Consider the following 18,329-nt stretch of genomic DNA (forward strand, 5'->3'; position numbering starts at 1 on the left):
ATCAGCAGGAGGCGGACGGGATGACACCAGCGTCCAGCGACACGTCGGCGTCAGGCCCGGCAACCAAGACCGGATCGACTCGGGCATGCCGTTCGGCACATCCGATCGTTGATCTGGATGTGCCGAAGACCGCGATCATCTGCTTTGCCGGATTCCACCTCGCCAGAATCTTCATCTGATCAGCATGAAGATCCAAACGACACACATTAACGCTGGCCCTGGCCTTGGCCGTCGGCGGCGGCGGCGGCGGCGTTGAGAGTCTCCTCGACGGTGGTGGTGATGATGCGGTCGCGTTCGGCGGAGCCGAGTGGGGGTGTGGGAATGTCGGTCTGGTCGAGTTGCTGGCGTACGCGACGTGCAATAGCGTCCCGATCCGGTGCCGCGGAGCTGCGGCTGCGGATGTCGTTGTAGATCATCCAGGCTGTGTTGGCGATGGTAACGATCAGGCCGCCCAGGGCGGTGGGGTCCAGGTACTGCCCGGGTGCCTTCGCTGCTCCTTCCGTGGCCAGCGCCTCCTCTACCTCCTCGGCCAGTGCGGGCTGCTGCGGCCCGGCGAGGCGCTGCGCTGCGGCGCGGGCGGCCTGTTCGATGACAACGTGCATACGGATGCTCTCCATGAGGGTCAGTTGGCGCCGTCGTTGGGGGGATCTGGTTCGGCCAGGACGTAGGCGCGTACGACGCTGGGCAGGGGACTGCCGGTCTCCTGCTGCCAGGCGCGCTCGAGGACTTCGATGCCCAGGCGCTGGGTCAGCCGGCGAAGTTGGTCGAGTCCTCTGCCAGTCATGGAATGCGGGACTTCGTCGAACAGGGCAACGCACTTGACCGCCCAGACCAGCGCCCGGGCCGTGTCGTCCCCGGCTTCTGCGTGCAGACCCAATTGAGCGTAGGTAAGGGCCATGACGGGGCGGTTGCCGAGGTCTTCCGTGATGGTGAGGGATTTGCGGTACCAGTCCTCGGCCTCCTCCAACCGCCCCCGGCGCTGGGCGACGATGCCGAGCTCGTGGTAGGTGCCGGCCATGCCGGGGCGGTTGCCGAGGTCTTCTTTGATGGTGAGGGATTTGCGGTACCAGTCCTCGGCCTCCTCCAGCCGCCCCCGTTCCTGGGCGACGATGCCGAGCTCGTGGTAGGTGCCGGCCATGCCGGGGCGGTCACCCAGGTCTTCCGTGATGGTGAGGGATTTGCGGTACCAGTCCTCGGCCCCCTCCAGCCGCCCCCGTTCCTGGGCGACGACGCCGAGCTCGTGGTAGGTGCCGGCCATGCCGGGGCGGTTGGAGGAGGCCGAGGTCTTCTTTGATGGTGAGGGATTTGCGGTACCAGTCCTCGGCCTCCTCCAACCGCCCCCGGCGCTGGGCGACGGTGCCGAGCTGGTGGTAGGTAAGGGCCATGACGGGGCGGTCACCGAGGTCTTCTTTGATGGTGAGGGATTTGCGGTACCAGTCCTCGGCCTCCTCCAACCGCCCCCGGCCCTGGGCGACGATGCCGAGGTGGTGGTAACAGACGGCAATATTGGAGCGCTGGAAGCGACTGCTCTCCAGACGGCGGAGAGCGCGGAGGGCGATCCGGTACGTGCTTTCGGCGAGGTCGAGTTGTCCGGCCTCGTGCTGTCGGTTCGCCTGTGATGCGGTCACGACCATCCACAGGCTGCCGGCAGGTGTCTGCAGCTCGGGCGGGAGGCCGTCGGGTGTTTCGGTGGCTGTGCGGATGCGGTCCGTCCACGACAGCGCTTCCTGAACTAGGCCCTGCATGTCCCAGTATTCATTCAAAGGCCGGATGATCATTTCGGCCTCTGTCCACTGGCCGCAGGTCAGGGACTGGCCGAGCATGGCTCCCAGCATTCGCTGCTGATAAGCGACCAGGGCGAACGCGAACTGGGCGTCGCCGCCGCTGATCTGCCTGCTCAGCCACTCGCTGAAGACCGCGTGTGCCGATACCAGTGCCCGGAGTGCGGCGGTGTGTTCAGTGGCGTGAGCGTCGGGTGTACTGGTGCGCCAGTGTGCGGTCAGGTGGGCGGGCAGGGCGGGGTGGAGCCGGAACAGGCCGGCGCCGATCGACGTGAGAAGCCCCAGGCGCGCTGCCCGGGTCAGCAGTTCACCCCATTGGGAGGTGCTTCGGCCGCGGAAGCGGTCCGGTGCCTGCTGGTCCACGGAGAGGATTCCGAGGACATCGGCGTCCGCGACGCCGTGGAACAGGCTCAGGACAGTGAGGGCCTGCTGGTCGTCCGGGCTCAGGTGCTGGAAGGAGTAGGCGATGCTCGCGGCCAGCTCACGGCTTTCCTCGTTCTCCGGGAGGGCGGTGAGGCCCTGGAGATCTTCCAGGAGTTGCCGGGCGCTCGTTGCCGTCAGGCGGGGGAGCGTGAGCTTCATACTCAGGGGGTGACCGTCCAGCCACTGTATGAGATGCGCGAAGGCCGGGCTCTGGCGGCTTGGCTGGGCGTCCGGGTAGGGCGCCAGGAGCTGTTGGGCGTAGGCGGTAGCGTCGTCGCGGGTGAGGCCGCCCAGGGGGATACGGCGGATGGTGGCGCCGAGCCACGTCTCCGGGGTGCGGCTGGTGATGACGATCGCGCTTTTGCTCCCCGCTGCGACCCGCGAGAGAAATGCCCGCATCCGGTCCTGCTCCGGCTGAGGCAGCGGTGGTGTCGCCTGCCCCGGATCGGGCATTTCCCGGACGGACTCGAAGTTGTCCCAGATGAGCAGGAGTCGGTGTTCGGCGAGCAGCTTCTCGACCGCCGCCTGCCGCTGCACGGTGTCCAGTCGGGCGAAGTCCGTGCCGAAGATCTTGAGGCCGAGGCTGGTGACGACGCCGTCCAGGCCGAAGGAGGCGACGCCCGGCTCGAAGGAGTGCCACAGCACCCACTCCGGGTGCCCGACGCCGCCGGTGTCGCGCCACCAGCGGCCGAAGCCTTTGGCGAGTTCGGTTTTGCCGGTGCCGCCGGGCCCGTGGACGACCACGACGTGCTGGAGACGGGCGGCGACATCGAGGGTGTAGAAGTCGGCGTCGCGGCCGACGAATTCACCAACAGGCTCCAGGTTCCGGCCCTGGTCGGACTCGGGCTCGGCCTGTTCCCGGAATCGGGTCAGGAGCTCGGCGACATCCTCGCCCGGGCTCCGGGTGGTGTGCAGGTCGGGGAAGCGCGCCTCGCTGCGGGTGTACAGGACCGGCACCATCCAGTCCGCCAGCGGCAGCATGCCCTTGAGCGACGGCCGCAGAGCGTTCAACTCCAGCTGCGCGCGCCCCGCGCTCACCGCGTCGGTGACCCGGTCCCCCGCGAACAGCCGCTCGTAGAAGGCGGTCATAAACTCAGCCGCCGCGACCGCATACACGCTGTACGCCATCGCCACCACACTCGCGCACCCCTCGGCCAGCAGCCGAGTGGCCACCGCCGCCTCCACCTGGGTGCCGACCTGCGCGGACTGGCAGGCGTTGAGTACCACCAGCGGCACCCTCGCCCCGGCCAGCACCCGGGCCACCCGGCCCGCCTCAACCAAGTCGCTGCCGCCGCCGGGCTTCTCGAACGCGAGCATGCCCTGCGGGCCGGGCGCCGCGTACATGTGCGTACCCCAACTGCCCGAACCGTTGGCGGCGGGCGCCGTACCGAGCGTCGTGCCGAAGACACCGTGGCCGTCGAAGTGCACCACCTGGAACGGCTCCCCGGCCTCCCGCGCCCCGTCCAGCACCTCACGGAGCCGGTCCAGCGTCGGCGGGCGCAGCACCGTCAACTCCACATTGCCGCGTACGGCCTCGAGCCGCCGCAGCAGCGGCCGCGCGATCATCTGGTAGCCGATGTCGGCGGTGCCGTCGGGGCGGGAGATCACCATCAGCACCCGCAGCCGCGTGCCGGGAACGTCAAAGACGTCGGCCATGCCGTCGCTCTGCAGGGAACGCGTGACCGCGACCTCGTCCAGCGCGACCGGCACGCCCCGCCCTGGGGCGGCCATCAGCTCCCACGGACGCCCCAACTGCTCGGCGGACCTCGACAGCAGGGCGATCTCCACCGGCCCGCCCCGGATACGCGCCGCCACGTACGCGTCCTGCGCCGGCCGCGTGGCGAACACCGCGGAGAAGATCGCCTCGCCCCAGCGCGGCAGTTCGGCCGCCACACGCGCGCCGCGCTCGCCGTACACGGCGGTCGGCAGCCGCAGATAGCGCTCCAGGTACCAGCGCAGATCGGTCAGATCGTCATCGGACAGCGGCCACACCAAAGGCACCGGATTGCCAGCCTGCCTCGGCAGCCGTTCTCCCGCGGGCCAGGCCGAGACCTGCACGAGCCCGTCGTCCCGTAAGTCGACCAGCAGCCGTTCCACCATCCGCCCCGCCCCCGATCACCACCACAACGCACACGCAGTGAGATAGCGACCCTAGACGTTCCGTGACATCACCACCCAAGAATCACCAAACCTGGGACACCTCAGCTTCGCGAATACCGCAGCTTTCGAATACCACCCCTTCGCCAGTGCCACGCGGACACGGTCGACGTCGCCGTGGTCGGCTTCACCGGCACGGCGCGGCATCCGAAGGCACTCGCCGTACGGCTGCCCGACGGACGCGTCGCGCTCTCCCAGCGGCTGACCACGGCGCTCGCCACCACGGTCGGACCGCATCTGCTGCCCGAGCCCGGACGGGCGCTCACGACGGCCGGCGACTCCTATACACCCGTCGTCGGCGAGGCCGTGGTCGAGGTCGTTGCCGGAACCACTCGGCACGCGGTCGTCACCGTGGTCCGGCTGCGCTGACCGGTGACGACGTCGGACCTACGGCTGGCCCCTGGCAGTACGCGTCGATGGCGGCCAGGAACCCACCATCCAGTCCGTCACCGGAACGGCCAGGCCACGCAGCACCTCACCAGCATGGTCGGGGCGGTGGTCGAGACGCAGATCCTCATGGTCCGGGCTGTGGTGGGAGCCGTGGCCGGGCCGATGGGGTGCATGCCGCTCCCACTATCTCGACGCGCCTGATTGTGGGACGCCGATACCTAGTGAGGGTCGGTAAGCCGCGCGAGCCCCTCCTCCGCCTTATGGACCATGTCCTGATGGTGGATCCGGGCGCCTATCCCAAGTGCGCGTGCGTAGTAATCGCGTGCCTGCTCAAGTTCGCCGGAGCGTTCAGCACACTTGCCGACGCACGTCATGCTCCAGCCCGCCAGAACGTCGTCGTCCGACTCCAGGCCGATTTGCGCAGCTATTCCGTAGTGCTCCCAGTCCAGGTGGGTTTCTCCCTGATCGCGTGCCAGCTCAGCCAGCTCATGGTGGGTCCAACCTGCGGCTGCGTAGCATTGATGGGTGTTCGCCACGGTCAGGGCTCGCTCGAAGAAGTCCTTGGCTTTCGCCAGTTCAGGGCGTCTGCGCCAGTACATGCCAAAGTTGTACAAGGACCAGGCCTTCAGGAGCCTGTCGTCCGTCTCATCGGCGATACGGTTGGCCCGGGTGAAGAACTTCAGCGCCATCTCGGGATCACCGTCTCGCCAGTGACAGGAGCCCAGACCGTCCCATGCCCAGCCTTCCTTCTGCCGGGCGCGGTGTTCTATGGCGAGGTCGATGGCCGACCGGTAGCAGTCCTCGGCCCGACCGAGATCACCTGCCTCACGTTGTTCGTGTGCCTGCCGGAGCAGACCGTCGATCACGGTGATGGGATCCGGCGTTGCGGGTGGGCGCGGCCTCGACTTTTTGGCCTCGGTAATGGCCGTCCAACGCTCGTTCCACGGTTCGAGTTCGGGATCGCCGTAGCCGGGCGGCTCGCAGTCCCGGCCGTAGCGGTCCCACGACATGAGCGTGCGTACGAGCGACAGCAGTTTCTCCCGCCCCGCGTAGCCGCCGTTGAACAGTTTGTTCAGCGTGGCGCCCGGCAGCAGGGCCTCCTGGCCCTCGTCGGCGAACAGCGCTGCGGCCCGCTTCTCGATCGTCCGATAGGCCGGATTCCCCGCCCGGACCCTCAGAGAGTTGAGGGCCCGGGTCTGCGCCTGGAGCATCTCCTCGTAGGTGCCGGTGTTCTCCTGTGGTTCCTGCTGCTGCGTCATCGCCGCCCCCGAGGTCGCTGGATCGAGCCAGGTTAGGGCCCGTGGAGCGAACAGCGGCGAACTTGACGGAACAATCAGGAACAGGCGCGGATGCCGTCGAGCGTTCTGCCGAACACGCTCGTTGTACGGCGCCGACGGTCTATTGATCGGGTTCCACAAACATCGTTCAGTATCAGCAGGCAGGGGCCTTTCGGGCTGAACAGTCAAGTCATGACCACACTTCAGAATCCGCCTCCGTTCCTGTCCCTGCACGCTGCCGTCGTCCTGCTCACCGCATTCGTCTTCGGCATCGTTATGGGCGTCCTCACCGCTCTCACCGGTGTCCCCGTAGCCGGGGCCGTCGCCGCCGGACTGACCAGCGCTGGTACCAGCGTCCCCGTCCTGCGCATCCTTATCCGATGACCCCGCCCCTCCCGGCCGGCAGCAGCCGCGCCGCGGCAAGTCGCCGCGGCGGCCGCGAGAGAATCCACGCCTTGTGTACCAGCGCTTCATGCAGGCCGGGCGGGCGTTCACGAAGGACGGCGACTCCTACACGCCCGCCGGGTGCGACGTGATGGTGGAGGTTGTGGCGGGCACGACCCGGCACGCGGTGGTCACCGTGGTCCGCCTGCGCTGACCCGTGGCAGGACTATGGTCGGGCCGACCACGGTCACCACGACACCTCCGGTCCGTCGGCGTACCGCGCTGACCAGCCGTGACCGGGCCGGACACGGTACGGCCGGACGCATGGTCGGGTCTGTGGGGGTCGTGGTCAGGGGCTGTCGCCGTCCCAGTCCCAGCAAGCCGGGTTTCCGGGGTGCGGGTCGTACAGCGACCGGCCTCCGGCGCCGAATTGCCCCAGCTCGGTCGGGAAAATCCGGTGTCGATCTCGTCTGGCGTCCAGCCGGTCATGTCGAGCAGCAGGCCGTCCAGCGGACCGCCGACCAGTTCGGCGTAGGCACGGCCGGGGCGTGGACCGGGGTGCGGGTCGTCAGCGTCGTGGCCGTACACGCGGCCTCGCAGCAGCTGCTCGTCCGCTGTCCATGTCGTCCAACCTCGCAGCCGCCACCGACAACGAGGGCCTGCCCAGGCAGCCCTGGGCAAGCCTCACGCTGCCGGGAGGATTGGCCGGTTCAGCTCCGCCAGCGTCCGCGCCAGCCGCCGCCCTTCGAGGCCTGCGCCTCCTCCTCTTGGCGCTCCTGCTCCTGGCGCTCGCGTTCGGCCTGTGCGGCCTTCTGCTCCGCTTCGAGCGCCCGGTACTTGCAGTCCCCGCACAGGTGCGGGTGGCTGTCCCCGCGGCCCCAGTCGACCGAGCCGCCGGAAAACACCGTGGCGGAGCCCTCTCTGTCAGCCTTGGGTGAGACATCCCGCTTTGTCGGGTTAGCCTGAGAGGGCACGACAGGAGAACCACCCCCTCATGACCAGCACCACGCCCGCCGGATCCGACCCGGCGCCCCGGCCGAAGCGCCGCACTTTCAGCCCCGAGTACAAGCTGCGGATCGTGGCCGAGTACGACGCCGCCCCGAAGAACGAGAAGGGCGCAGTCCTGCGCCGCGAGCGCCTGTACCACTCGCACGTCAAGGAATGGCGGGCCGCGCGGGATGCCGGGGCCCTGGAGAAGCTGGTCGACCAGCGCACCAGTCCGGCGAGGCCGAAGAAGCCTGCCGCCGAGGCGGAGAACGAGAAACTGCGCCGCCAGGTAGAACGGCTGGAGAAGGAACTGGCCCGGAACAAGGCCGCGTTGGAAGTCATGGGAAAAGCTTCCGCGCTCTTGGAAATGATCTCCGAGAGCGCGGACTGAACGCTGCCGCCGAACCGGTGCTCGACGACGCGTTCACCGGTGTCCAGGGCGAACTGGGCATCACGGCCGCGTGCCGGCTGACCGGCCGCTCCCGGGCCACCCACTACCGCCGGCTGCGGCCCCCGACCGAGCGAAAACCCAGAAAACCGCAGGTCCAGCCCTCATCCCTCACACCCGATGAGCGGGCGGCGGTCCTGGAGATGATGAACAGCGACGAGTACGCCGAGATGCCGCCCGCGCAGATCTGGGCCCGCGAGCTGGATGCCGGGCGTTACCACTGTTCCGTCTCCACGATGTACCGGATCCTGCGCGAGAAGGGGCAGTCCGGCGAGCGCCGCCGCCAGGCCACCCACCCGGCGAAGACGGTGCCCGAGCTGGTCGCCACCGGGCCCTCGCAGGTGTTCACCTGGGACATCACCAAGGCGGCCGGACCGGCCAAGGGCATCTGGTATCACGCCTACGTCATCATCGACATCTTCAGCCGCTACGTCGTCGGCCACACCGTCGAGCGGGCCGAATCAGCGCTGCGGGCCGAGGAGTTGATCCGCGAGACCATCACACGCAACGGCATCGTGCCCGAGACCGTCCACGCGGACCGCGGCACCTCGATGACGAGCAAGAAGGTCTCCCAGATGCTGATCGACCTCGGCGTCACCCGGTCGCACTCGCGGCCGAAGACCTCCAACGACAACCCCTACAGCGAGGCCCACTTCAAGACCACGAAGTACATGTCCGACTACCCCGAACGGTTCGACTCGCTGGCCCATGCCCGTGAGTGGTTCGAGGCGTTCATCGCGTACTACAACCACGAGCACCGGCATTCGGGCATCGGCTGGCACACACCGGCCAGCGTGCATTTCGGCACCGCCGAGGAGGTCCGCGACCAGCGTGCCGTCACCCTCGCCGAGGCCTACGCCTGCCACCCCGAACGCTTCGGCCGCCGCCCCCGACCACCCCGGATACCTCAGCAGGCATGGATCAACGACCCGGCCAAACGCAGAGAGTCCGCACCACAAACCTCATAGCGTCACGACCGTCTCACTGGACTTGAAATCTTCCGATGTCGTCCAGCCTCACAGCCGCCACCGACAACGAGGGCTTGCCCCTGCAGCCCCGGGCAAGCCTCGCGCTGACGGGAGGGTGGCCGGTTCAGTTGCGCCAGTGTCCGAGCCAGCCGCCGCCCTTCCGTTCCGCCTGCTCGGCTTCCTGCTCCTGGCGCTCGCGTTCGTCGCATTCGGCCTGCCGCTCGGTTGCGACGGCCCGGCTCTGGCAGCCCTCACGCAGGGGTGGGTGCGACGGGCGCCGGCCCCAGTCCCGTACGTCGACCGCTGTCCATCGGTCGTCGGTAAAATTGTTCCCGCAGTCCGCGCACACCGGGCGGCAGGCTTCCCGCTCCGCTGCCATCTGTTGCTTGCGGCGCCGTTGTTCTGTCCTGTCGGCCTGGCAGCGGGCGAGGGCGGCGTCCCGGCGGGGGTTACCGATCGCGTCCAGTAACGGCTCGCGCCGGTCGCGGCCGAAACGCCAGCACCGGCCGGGCCGTGTTCGCACAGCAGATCCAGCGTCATCGCCACGATCGGGATACAGCGGTCGTAGGAGTGGTAGCCGCCCCCTGGGTGCCACTGGCCTTGCCAGTGGTCGCGGGTGAGGTCGGCGACCGCCTGCATCTGGCTCTTGAGGGTGCGCTTGCCGAGCTGGTGGAAGACGAGCAGGACCGGCGGATGCACCCGCTCGTAGTCGTCGGGTTCAGGCGCGGACCAGTGGGTGCGCCACATCGGCTTCTCGATGCCGTCGGTGTCCGTCTCCTTCCGCCTGAAGAACCGCATGTACTTGTCGAACTTCGCGGCGATCAGCGTGGCTTCCTCGGTGCAGTTGTCGGCCTCGATGAACAGCAGCGGCACCCCGTCGCCCGGCACGGTCACGACGATGTCGGCTCGGGCGCTGCCGATCGCGGGGGTCTTCCAGGTGTCTCTCACCGGCAGGCTGACCTCGGTGGCGTAGAAGGTGATGGTGCCGATCTCGTCGGGCGCGTCGACGGCGGCCTGCGCGGCGGCGACTGCTTCGGCCGGCTCCCCCGCGACTAGGTCGAGGTCGGGCGCCGGGCGGATCATGGCGATGACCGTTTCGTTCACGGTCATGGGGTGCGAGGCTCCGGAGCGGCCCGCGCTCTTGGGCATGCCGCCCATCTCTTGCGGTGCACGGTCCAGGTCGATCGCGGCGGCGGCCAGCCCGGCCGCGGTGAGCAGCCGGACTTCCTCACCGCCCCGGGTGCGGCCTCCGTCGACGGACAGGCCGTGCCGCCTCAGGTCGTTCGCCGCGCCGCGGTGGGAGGCGGTGCGCGCTTCCTTCCGTACGGACGCCGTCTTCTTCAGCGTGTGGCGGTAGGTCAGGTGTGGTGAGGCCAGCCGCTGGATCTGGTCGGCGGTGGCGACCTTGAGCACCCCGAGCACGCACAGCACGTCAGCTCTCAGGCCGTTCGACGATCCCGCCTCGTTCGCCTTGCGCTTGCCCATCAGGGCCGCCCTCCCGTCGTCCGCGTCCGGCAACCGGCCGGGCGCCGGCCCCGCCCGGCCGCAGAGGGCGCCGGGCCCCCGAACCCGATGCTCTCCCCTACCACCGACAACCAACTCAGGTCATAGGGGAGAGAAGGGGGTCGTGACGATCCGATACAGGCCCGGAAAGCCGTGGTGAGCTGGGGAAATGCCGGGTGTTCCGGTGTCGGGCACGAAAGTGGCATCGGCAGTGGGACCGCAAGCGCCGGTGGCAGGAGCTCACGGCGGCTTGCCCACCCCCGGGGACGAGGAGCGTGGCCGGGCCGGACGGCGAGGTCCTGGTGGCGGTCGGGACTCGAGCGTCCCTGGCGGCCACGGCGACGGGAAGGGGCGGTGGGTCCGGGCACAGGCTGAGTGGGCACGGTGTCCTCACGCTTTCTCCGGCACCAGGGCCGGGACGGGCGGCTGTTCGTCCGTCCCGCACGCATCCGACGCGTGCGGGACGGATGTCACCCTGCCGGATCACGCCTTGTCCGCGACCTGCTCACCCCGGCCAGCGGTGTCCGTTTCGGCCCTTGACCACCCCTGGACTGGACGGTTCGTCCGTAGCCAACACCACACCGTCCAGCCGTAGTTCAGCAGACGGGTCAGATCTGGGGTGGTGTTACGGCAGGTCTTCCAGCCTGGCAAGCAGGCCCGCGGCAATGCCGACCAGCAACTCCCTGACGCGTTCTTCCCGAACCGCGGTGTTCCCCAATTCCTCGCCACCAGTGGCCGCTGCGCCATGCATTCATCTCGGCCAACTCTCCTTGAACAGCTGATCACCCGAGTGACATCGAGCCAACGAGGCTGCTGCGCCTGGCAAGTTGATCGAGACCGCTTATACGATCACGCCGCATTCCGGGAAGTTGACAGCGACACCAACCAAGCCACCCGAAGGGATCTTCATGCAGGTCCGTACAAGTCGCGTACTCTCCGCCTTCTTATCCCTCGCTGCCGCAGCCGCCGTAACTCTCGCGACCGCACCAGGGGCCCACGCAGACGCAGCTCCCGCCCACGGAAGACTGCTTGGCACCTTCGACCCGCAAGACCTCGCCCCGCAGTCAGCCTCACGCCTGACGAGCCCCCTGAAGTCATCAGCCCGCCACTGCACACGGCTGCCCGCAGGTTCAGCCGCGCGGAAGGACGGAGCCGCCATCTCATGTATCCAGACGACGGGGGCGTCCGACAGCAGCAACCCGGTGCGCAGCAGTCAGCTGGCGAGCGCGCAACCGGCTGCGGTGACGTGCAGCACCACGCCAGCTTCATATTCCTACGATCGACACAGCTACTGTCTGAACAGCTATAAGGCCACTCTCACCAGCTGGAGCCCGCAAGGCGCAGTCCTCGGCACGGGTGTCGCGTTGGTCAGCGCCACCGCCACCCTGTCGGCATACAGCGGCCAGTGGCAGGAATCTCAGACAGTCACCCTCTCCGAGGCCACAGGCACGGTCCTGGAAACAGGGCTGGGAATGACACTAACGTCAAATTGCACCGCCGCGTGCACCGCGACTGTGCCCAATCCGTGGGCCGGCAGTCGGCTGCTGAAGCTCGGCCAGTCGGCAACCGGCAATGTCACCTTCCTCTCCACACCGGGTGCAGGTCTGGTCAGCAACATCACGACCAAATACGACCTGAAGGTGAATCAGCCCGGAACCACCCCCATCAACATTGATGCCACCTGGAGCAACCCCCATACGGTGCGCTGCGACACCACGTTCGTCGACAACACCAGCACCGGCTGTGTCATCTCCGACGTCCGGCCTAAACTCGAACTGTCTCAGGCCGTTTACGGCGCCGCCGCCGCCACCTACGGCTTCGCCGAGAACTACCTGATCGACCACTGGGGATCCCAGGCTAACCCGGTCCAGCGGCTCGCCGACCTGACCACCCAGACAGGGAATCGCACGGCCACATGCAAAGGCGGAGCGTCGAGGCCCTTCGTGACGCTTCCGGACACCGTCCCCGGCGACAGCTGCGACGAATACCCCTTCGCCTCGACCTACCAGGGAGGCACGAACGGCGCCTTGTGCGCGGACGTCATTCCTCAGCTGGAGAGCGACGGTATCTGGCATATCTACCAGGATCTCAACGCTCCTGCGGTCACCTTCAACGAACCGTGCGCTCGCGGCCACGTGCCACTGACCCAGAACTCGGCAGCCGGCGGCAAGGTGGGCAACAACAACCAGAACGAGCGCATCATCGATCTTGAGAAGTACCTAGTCGTCATCACAGTCTGACTCCCATATACCCGGCTGCTCCCAGGGCAGGGCCCTGGGAGCAGCCGGGTCCGAAGTGAACTACAGGAGTACGAATGACCGAGCCGTCCCCGAGCTGGGACTGGATACTGCGTGGCGGCTACGGGGGCATGTGCCTCACCTTCACCCACGGCGTGACCCCCGAGACAGCTATCCGACGCTACGGCGCCGACCCCTCCCAGGCCAGCAGCATCGCCTTCCCTCAGGCTTACGAACTCCTCCAGCCGGGCCCGGACAGCTCCATCCTCAGAGTCGGATCCCTCCGGGAATGGACCTTCTGCTGCGAGACTCTTGGCGTCCAGGGCATCATGCCCGCAGTCCTGGCAGCGCTCTCCCAGGGCACCCAGACAGTCGCTTTCAACCACGGAGCCAACGCGCTGCACACCCTGGAACACTGGGTGGACGGACAACCACGCGAGCGCTTCGAAGCAGGACAGAAATCCTCCCTTCAGGCCGCCGACGTCCACCCGTTCTGGGACGCGGCCGAACGCCACCGCGCCGACCACCACAACCGGCCGGCCGTCCTCGACACACTTGAAGCCGTCGGCGACCGCATCGGCGGACACCTCACCGCCGACATCGTGCACGGCCCGCTGCTCACCACCATCCTGCCCTGGACCCTTCCCCCGCTCCCCTCACCCGCGGCACCCCTACCCTTCGTCCATGCGATTGCACCAAGGCCCCTGGGTCCGTCGCTCGGCACCCTCCCCCCACCCACACGGTAGAGGGCCAGTTTCCAGCGAGGGGCAGGCCATGCCCCGCAGCAGTTCAGAACAGAGCCGACGAGCCAGCCGCATGAACACGTTCGCCCCGGCCGGAGACCGGACGGGGCGAGAACGTCGGGCAGGCACGGGCCGGGGGCGCGTGCGGAAGGTCGGCGGGGTTGAGAACCGCGAAGTCCCGGTCTTGAAGACCGGCAAGGGATACGAGCTGTCCAAGACCCCGATCGTCGCGGTCACCGAAGAGGAACTGCGGCAGATGCCGCTTCACCCCTGGCCCCCTTGACCGGACGGTTCGTCCGTGGCCAACACCACCGCATGGCCGCAGTTCAGCGAGGGGCGGGTGTTCGACGGCGATGCTCCGAGCCGCCAGTCGGACGGCTTGCGGGCGCGGAACGCCTCGCCGCTCTCGATCCTGGCCTTGTTCCTGGCGAACTCCCGCTCGCCTGCCGCCAGTTTCCGGGGCGCGCACCTGCGGTGTCCCCAGCCGTCGGCTACCTTCGTGATGACCTCGCCCTTGGCGTAGTCCTTGAGGCAGGACGGGCAGGTACCCGGGAACTCGGCCCTCAGCAAGCCACGGGGCAGCGGCACCGTCTTCTTCGCGGCAGTCTTCCGTGCGGCTGCTCTCTTCGCCAGCCCCTTCTTCTTTCCGGCGGCCTTCTTCTGCGCGGCCGCCTTCGCCTGCTCGAGCGCTGTGCGCTGCGCCTTGCCGAGGTGCTGCCTGCCTGCCGCCTTGGCGGCCTTCAGTCCCGGGGTCTGTGCCACGGGTGATTCGGTAGGTGGGAGTGGGTTCTGGCGCAACTTCCGGGCTCTGTCGCTGATTTGGGGGTGTCAGCCGGTTGATCAAGGTGACAGGAGGATGCGGCGTCGCAGGAGGTCGAAGTTGGCCCGGCCGTACATCTGTCTCTTCAGCAGCTTGATTCTGGTGACGTTGCCTTCGACTGCTCCCGAAGTGTGGGTAGTGGTCAGGGCGGCGAGTACGGCTGCGCGGTCGCGGCGTATGCCGGCGGCGAGGGTACGGAGTTCTCGTTGTCCGTCGAGGCGGACGTCGGCGAGCCAGACGTCGAGGGCCAGATGCTCGCTGCGGCGTTCGCGCACCATCGAGGCCAGGCGCCGGGCGTATTGGGTGGTCGTGGCCAGTGCAGGGCTGCGTTCGCATAGCTCGTCGAGGCATTTGCGTTCGATGTCGGTGAGTTGCTCGGGCCGGCGCATGATCCAGTCGGTGACCCGGCGGACGGTCACATGGGGCAGCGGGGCATCCGTCGGGATCGTTCCGGTGCGGTAGGGCCGCAGGTGGCGGCGGACGGTGTTGACGTCTCCGCGATAGCCGAGCTGTTGGATCTCCCGGGTGAGTGCGGCAGCATTGGTGCAGCCCTCCATTCAGCGGTGATGCAGGTAGAGCCGGAAGTCGTCGACCATGCTCGGGCGGCCGGTTGCCGCAGCGAGAAGTTGTTGGACATCAGCGGCTCGGGCGAAGCACAGGACGGTGCCGCGGCTGAGGTGGAGTTCACGGGCGATGGCGCGCAGGCTGTCGCCGCGTTCGATGCGTTCGTGGATCTGCTGGTGGCGTTCGCGGGTGCGGGCCACCAGCGGTCGAGGCCGTCCGTGCACGTCCAGTTCACCCAGGGCGGTGTGACGGATGTCCGCGGGTGGGCGGGTGTCGTCCTGATCGGCGCGGACAGTGAGGGGTTCGCGCAGGTCGGCGCGGTGTCGTCCAACGATTCGTTCGACGGCTTCGGCGAGGTTGTGGAGCAGGTGCCAGGCGTCGGCCACTTGCCGGGCCTGTGGCGCACCGGCGTGGGCGCCGTCGCGGAAGGAGCCGGCACGGTCGCGGCAGACGATCTGGACCTCAGGGTGCTCGCGAAGCCAGGCCGCGAACGTTTGCGCGGTGCGGTCCGCGAGGACATCGACGGGACGGTGGGTGTTCATGTCGACGAGGATCGTCGCGTAGGTCCGGCGGCGGCGCACGGCGAACTCGTCGACGCCCAGACACGGGACAGATTCCGGCGCCGGGACGGGCAAGTGCGCGCAGCAGGCGGAGCAGGGTGTCCTTGCCGGTGGTCACAGCCAGACGCCCACACAGATTGGCTCCCGCACGTCCGCCCAGAAACAAGGCGATGTCGGTGAGTTGAGTGGTGAGCGCGTTTGTGCGGCGGGCATGTCGACGCGTCAGGTCCGGTATCTGCTCGGCGAACGTCCGACGCCCGCAGCTGCCGTTACCGCACACGAGACGGCGCACCCGCAGATCGAGTCGCACCTGACGGCCGCCGACGGGACGGTCTGCCAGACACCGCTGGTAGTAGCAGTGCACACGCGAGGATCTCCATCCACATCCCGGACAGGCGGCCGACCCCACCGTGGACCGCACAGTAAGCCGGACCTCGGTGTCCCCAAGAACCACTGCTTCGACAGACGCCCCAACCCCCGGAAGAAGAAGGTCGGCGAGGCGAACCACATCCCCCACACCCAGGTGATGCCCACCGATCCTTGATCGTCACCACCCCCAAATCAGCGACAGAGCCCGGAAAAAGCGCCAGAACCGCTACTCACGCACACAGCCAGGTCGAGCCTTCTTGGTCGGCGATCTGGTCGGGGCCAGCTGCTGCCGTGAGCCGTACGCGCGTCGCCGGGCAAGGCGGCGGCGCACCGTACGGGAAGCGAGCGGATCCGTGCTCTTCCTGCATGGATGTGCGTGTTACGCACCGTCGTCGATGTGCAGCGTCCAGCGAGACGTGAAGCCGCTGTGAGATCCGAGCCGGGTGGCAAGTCCGCGCAGCGCCGCGTAGCCGTCGTCGCGTTCATCAGTGAGCTTCTTCAGCGTTGCCGCTCCAGGGTGAGGATGGCTTTGGCGATTGACGTCATGCGGTTTGGGCTGCATCGGGATCTGCGGAAGATCTGCCAGGACTTCAGGCGTGCGACGCCGCGCTCGACCGGTGCGCGTGCCGCGGCCAGCGCCCGGTTGAGGGTCTTCTCGGTGGGGGTGAGTTCCTGTAGGGGCTTGCGTTTGATGCCGGTGCTCGCCCAGGGGCCGCCGCCCTGGTAGGCGAGGTCGGCCAGGATGGGGACGCCCTGGCGCTCGCAGATGCGGATGATCCGGTGGGTGCGGGCAGCGGTCAGGTCGTGAGATCGGCCCGGCAGTGCGGGTGAGAGCCACAGCAGCCGGCCGTCCGGATCGGTGACCACCTGCACGTTCACCCCGTGCCGGCGGTGCTTGTGGGAGTAGTCGGCCCGTCCGTCGCCGACCCGGTCGCACTCGACGAGCGTGCCGTCCAGCAGGACGAAGTCCGCATCGGCCTCGCGCAGGACCTTCAGCAGACCCGGCGCCCGTTCGGCGAGCAGGCGGATGACCGTGCTGGTGTAGGCGTGGGCGGTGGACTCGCTGATCCCGAACCCGGCAGCGATCTTCGCCAGGGTCGTGTGTTCGTGCAGGTACACCAGTGCCACCATCGCGCGCTGGGACGGGCGGAGCTTGCAGCGCCGGTCACCCTCCCGGGTGACGATGAGCATGGTGACCCACTCCACGAGCGCATGGGGCAGGTCGAGTGCGGCAGGATAGATGACCAACGAGGCCCCCGAGCAGCGTGGTTGAGACGTCAGACATCTCGATCAACAGCCTGGGGGCCTCGCTCGTTGCGCTGCGTGGACCGTCACCTGATCGGTGGCCAACTCGAAGAAGCTCACTGTTTCCGGGACCTGATTCGTGATCAGGAACGTACGAGCGGGCCGGTGGCGGCGACGAAGGTGGCAGCATGGAGGCGCGTTCGTTCAGCGTGGACCGGGGGCGACAACGTGACGGTGATCGATTACATGCTGCTCGGAGGGGCGGGCGGGGCGCTGATCGAAGCAGTCGCTTTCTTCAGCCGACTGGGCGAATGGCGCGCGGCGCGGCTGACGCCCACGGGTAACAGACGCAAGAACCCCCCGAGCTTCCTCAGCTTCATCAACCTGCCCCCCATCGTGGCCATCGCTGTCACGCGGCTGGTGCTCGGCGGGGCCACTGCCACCGCGTTCGGGACCAGCGGGCAAGCCACAGGAGCCTTCGGTGCCTTGACGGTTGGGGCCGCAGCACCCCCCTGCTTCAACAGCTGGGCCAGATCCGCCAGATCCGTGAGGCAGTCACTCAGCCCGCGAAGGAGCAACCGCGTACGCAGCAGACGGCCGCAGGCAAACCGGCCAACACGATGGAATCGCTGGCCCCAGAGGCCGCAGAAGAGGGTGGGACTGTATGAGCAAGGGCAGCGATGACCTCACCTTTGGTCAGAAGGTCGTTGGCCGCCTCATCGCGGCCATCAATAACACCCACGTCGAAGTCTTCAATTCCCATGCCGTCGGCGGCGCGACTGACTCTGCTGCGCAGGACTTGTTGGACAGCGTCAGAGAACTGCGCGCCGATTTGGGGCGGCTGAGAGGAGGATTCGAAATCGCTGCTCTTGAAGAGGTCCTTGCGAGCGTCGAAGACGAGATCACGAGGACCGGCCATGCCTCCGCAAGCCAGCGGGACCGCCTACGGCAGGCACTCGCCGACACCTATACGTTGACAAGCGTGTTGGCCTCCGCGGGGGCCGTGGCCGCGCAGGTTGGGATGTGACCGTGCGCGCCCGCGAGGGCGCGAGCCCGATCGCCGCTGCCCCGCCCTCCTCACCTTCAGCGCCTTTCCGGAATCTGAGTCGTGATCAGGCCTGTACGAGACGGCCGGCCGCAGCGACGGTCGACCACGATAGCCGCCAAGGAACCGGCAGGGGGTCACGTCCGCTGGAGTGGTGTATCGACGGCCACTCGGTGATCTTGTTTTGAGGCTATGCGCTGAGACCACACGTTCTACGAGGCCTGGGACGCATACAAGACCCCTCATGAGGAGCACGCACAGCAGGACGCCGACAACATGGGCGAAGACTTCGACGACTCCGAAAAGATGCGGCGCCGTCTCCCACAGCTCTCCGCCCTCTACCTACACGACGCTGATCACTGAGCTTCTTCGAGTTGGCCACCGATCAGGTGACGGTCCACGCAGCGCAACGAGCGAGGCCCCCAGGC

The 18,329-nt window shown here is 67.8% G+C and carries 19 protein-coding genes and 2 pseudogenes; 8 read left to right on the forward strand and 13 right to left on the reverse strand.

Annotated elements, in window-relative coordinates:
* Position 1: 1 nt before the first annotated feature.
* From OG194_RS00140 to OG194_RS00155, 4 genes are read right to left on the reverse strand one after another with little or no spacing between them, the layout of a single operon-like run.
* On the reverse strand, positions 2–175 hold the full coding sequence (locus OG194_RS00140) for a hypothetical protein (RefSeq protein ID WP_327398706.1): 174 nt from the start codon (positions 173–175) through the stop codon (positions 2–4).
* Between the two features lie 31 nt (positions 176–206).
* A complete protein-coding gene (locus OG194_RS00145) occupies positions 207–602 on the reverse strand; it encodes a hypothetical protein (RefSeq protein WP_327398707.1) in 396 nt (131 codons plus the stop codon).
* A gap of 20 nt (positions 603–622) precedes the next feature.
* On the reverse strand, positions 623–1,258 hold the full coding sequence (locus tag OG194_RS00150) for a tetratricopeptide repeat protein (protein ID WP_327398708.1): 636 nt from the start codon (positions 1,256–1,258) through the stop codon (positions 623–625).
* Positions 1,149–4,304: a tetratricopeptide repeat protein gene (locus OG194_RS00155; protein ID WP_327398709.1), complete on the reverse strand. Its 3,156-nt coding sequence runs from the start codon at positions 4,302–4,304 to the stop codon at positions 1,149–1,151. The genes OG194_RS00150 and OG194_RS00155 overlap by 110 nt, the downstream gene beginning before the upstream one ends.
* Positions 4,305–4,478: 174 nt before the next feature.
* Between OG194_RS00155 and OG194_RS00160 the strand changes: the two genes are divergently transcribed.
* Complete coding sequence (locus tag OG194_RS00160) at positions 4,479–4,730, forward strand: hypothetical protein (RefSeq protein WP_327398710.1); 252 nt, start codon at positions 4,479–4,481, stop codon at positions 4,728–4,730.
* Between the two features lie 239 nt (positions 4,731–4,969).
* Here OG194_RS00160 and OG194_RS00165 read toward each other — a convergent pair whose 3' ends face one another.
* Positions 4,970–6,010: a tetratricopeptide repeat protein gene (locus tag OG194_RS00165; protein ID WP_327398711.1), complete on the reverse strand. Its 1,041-nt coding sequence runs from the start codon at positions 6,008–6,010 to the stop codon at positions 4,970–4,972.
* A 210-nt stretch (positions 6,011–6,220) separates the two neighbouring features.
* Here OG194_RS00165 and OG194_RS00170 point away from each other — a divergent pair, with 210 nt between their 5' ends.
* Both OG194_RS00170 and OG194_RS00175 read left to right on the forward strand, forming a co-directional pair.
* Positions 6,221–6,412, forward strand: coding sequence for a hypothetical protein (locus OG194_RS00170; protein ID WP_327398712.1), 192 nt, complete (start codon positions 6,221–6,223; stop codon positions 6,410–6,412).
* Between the two features lie 73 nt (positions 6,413–6,485).
* Positions 6,486–6,626 (forward strand): hypothetical protein, encoded by a 141-nt coding sequence (locus OG194_RS00175; RefSeq protein ID WP_327398713.1) that lies wholly within the window; start codon positions 6,486–6,488, stop codon positions 6,624–6,626.
* A 135-nt stretch (positions 6,627–6,761) separates the two neighbouring features.
* Here the strand turns inward: OG194_RS00175 and OG194_RS00180 are convergent.
* Both OG194_RS00180 and OG194_RS00185 read right to left on the reverse strand, forming a co-directional pair.
* Positions 6,762–7,051, reverse strand: a pseudogene (locus OG194_RS00180) (hypothetical protein).
* A 71-nt stretch (positions 7,052–7,122) separates the two neighbouring features.
* Positions 7,123–7,317 (reverse strand): hypothetical protein, encoded by a 195-nt coding sequence (locus OG194_RS00185; protein WP_327398714.1) that lies wholly within the window; start codon positions 7,315–7,317, stop codon positions 7,123–7,125.
* 89 nt (positions 7,318–7,406) lie between these two features.
* Here OG194_RS00185 and OG194_RS00190 point away from each other — a divergent pair, with 89 nt between their 5' ends.
* Positions 7,407–7,790 carry a hypothetical protein gene (locus OG194_RS00190; RefSeq protein WP_327398715.1) on the forward strand — a complete coding sequence of 128 codons (384 nt, stop codon included), beginning with the start codon at positions 7,407–7,409 and terminating at the stop codon, positions 7,788–7,790.
* A 17-nt stretch (positions 7,791–7,807) separates the two neighbouring features.
* Positions 7,808–8,815: an IS3 family transposase gene (locus OG194_RS00195; protein WP_327398716.1), complete on the forward strand. Its 1,008-nt coding sequence runs from the start codon at positions 7,808–7,810 to the stop codon at positions 8,813–8,815.
* A 48-nt stretch (positions 8,816–8,863) separates the two neighbouring features.
* Here OG194_RS00195 and OG194_RS00200 read toward each other — a convergent pair whose 3' ends face one another.
* A complete protein-coding gene (locus tag OG194_RS00200) occupies positions 8,864–10,300 on the reverse strand; it encodes a replication-relaxation family protein (RefSeq protein WP_327398717.1) in 1,437 nt (478 codons plus the stop codon).
* 1,220 nt (positions 10,301–11,520) lie between these two features.
* Here OG194_RS00200 and OG194_RS00205 point away from each other — a divergent pair.
* Together OG194_RS00205 and OG194_RS00210 are read left to right on the forward strand one after the other, a co-directional pair.
* Positions 11,521–12,558, forward strand: a complete 1,038-nt coding sequence (locus OG194_RS00205) for a NucA/NucB deoxyribonuclease domain-containing protein (protein WP_327398718.1) — start codon at positions 11,521–11,523, stop codon at positions 12,556–12,558.
* Positions 12,559–12,632: 74 nt separating this feature from the next.
* Positions 12,633–13,301 (forward strand): DUF6461 domain-containing protein, encoded by a 669-nt coding sequence (locus OG194_RS00210; protein ID WP_327398719.1) that lies wholly within the window; start codon positions 12,633–12,635, stop codon positions 13,299–13,301.
* Between the two features lie 261 nt (positions 13,302–13,562).
* On the opposite strand, the gene OG194_RS00215 is transcribed toward OG194_RS00210, so the two are convergent.
* From OG194_RS00215 to OG194_RS00230, 5 genes and pseudogenes are all read right to left on the reverse strand, one after another.
* Positions 13,563–14,060 (reverse strand): hypothetical protein, encoded by a 498-nt coding sequence (locus tag OG194_RS00215; RefSeq protein WP_327398720.1) that lies wholly within the window; start codon positions 14,058–14,060, stop codon positions 13,563–13,565.
* Between the two features lie 78 nt (positions 14,061–14,138).
* Complete coding sequence (locus OG194_RS00220; RefSeq protein ID WP_327398721.1) at positions 14,139–14,675, reverse strand: transposase; 537 nt, start codon at positions 14,673–14,675, stop codon at positions 14,139–14,141.
* The gene (locus tag OG194_RS00225; protein ID WP_327398722.1) at positions 14,676–15,317 is read right to left on the reverse strand and encodes a transposase; all 642 of its coding nucleotides are present in this window, start codon (positions 15,315–15,317) and stop codon (positions 14,676–14,678) included.
* 208 nt (positions 15,318–15,525) lie between these two features.
* Positions 15,526–15,759: pseudogene (locus OG194_RS47565) on the reverse strand (transposase family protein); the annotation flags it as partial.
* Between the two features lie 350 nt (positions 15,760–16,109).
* Positions 16,110–16,859, reverse strand: a complete 750-nt coding sequence (locus OG194_RS00230; RefSeq protein ID WP_327398723.1) for a transposase family protein — start codon at positions 16,857–16,859, stop codon at positions 16,110–16,112.
* Between the two features lie 661 nt (positions 16,860–17,520).
* Here OG194_RS00230 and OG194_RS00235 point away from each other — a divergent pair.
* Positions 17,521–17,883 (forward strand): hypothetical protein, encoded by a 363-nt coding sequence (locus OG194_RS00235; RefSeq protein ID WP_327398724.1) that lies wholly within the window; start codon positions 17,521–17,523, stop codon positions 17,881–17,883.
* Positions 17,884–18,329: the final 446 nt, after the last annotated feature.

Source organism: Streptomyces sp. NBC_01288, assembly GCF_035982055.1.
Lineage (GTDB): Bacteria > Actinomycetota > Actinomycetes > Streptomycetales > Streptomycetaceae > Streptomyces.

What these genes read in the sequence shown, in the direction of transcription:
- OG194_RS00210 (WP_327398719.1), top strand. Translation starts at nt 12,633, where the DNA reads ATGACCGAGCCGTCCCCGAGCTGGGACTGGATACTGCGTGGCGGCTAC.
- OG194_RS00145 (WP_327398707.1), bottom strand. Translation starts at nt 602, where the DNA reads ATGCACGTTGTCATCGAACAGGCCGCCCGCGCCGCAGCGCAGCGCCTC.
- OG194_RS00190 (WP_327398715.1), top strand. Translation starts at nt 7,407, where the DNA reads ATGACCAGCACCACGCCCGCCGGATCCGACCCGGCGCCCCGGCCGAAG.
- OG194_RS00155 (WP_327398709.1), bottom strand. Translation starts at nt 4,304, where the DNA reads ATGGTGGAACGGCTGCTGGTCGACTTACGGGACGACGGGCTCGTGCAG.
- OG194_RS00165 (WP_327398711.1), bottom strand. Translation starts at nt 6,010, where the DNA reads ATGACGCAGCAGCAGGAACCACAGGAGAACACCGGCACCTACGAGGAG.
- OG194_RS00140 (WP_327398706.1), bottom strand. Translation starts at nt 175, where the DNA reads ATGAAGATTCTGGCGAGGTGGAATCCGGCAAAGCAGATGATCGCGGTC.
- OG194_RS00235 (WP_327398724.1), top strand. Translation starts at nt 17,521, where the DNA reads ATGAGCAAGGGCAGCGATGACCTCACCTTTGGTCAGAAGGTCGTTGGC.
- OG194_RS00200 (WP_327398717.1), bottom strand. Translation starts at nt 10,300, where the DNA reads ATGGGCAAGCGCAAGGCGAACGAGGCGGGATCGTCGAACGGCCTGAGA.
- OG194_RS00150 (WP_327398708.1), bottom strand. Translation starts at nt 1,258, where the DNA reads ATGGCCGGCACCTACCACGAGCTCGGCGTCGTCGCCCAGGAACGGGGG.
- OG194_RS00220 (WP_327398721.1), bottom strand. Translation starts at nt 14,675, where the DNA reads ATGGAGGGCTGCACCAATGCTGCCGCACTCACCCGGGAGATCCAACAG.
- OG194_RS00170 (WP_327398712.1), top strand. Translation starts at nt 6,221, where the DNA reads ATGACCACACTTCAGAATCCGCCTCCGTTCCTGTCCCTGCACGCTGCC.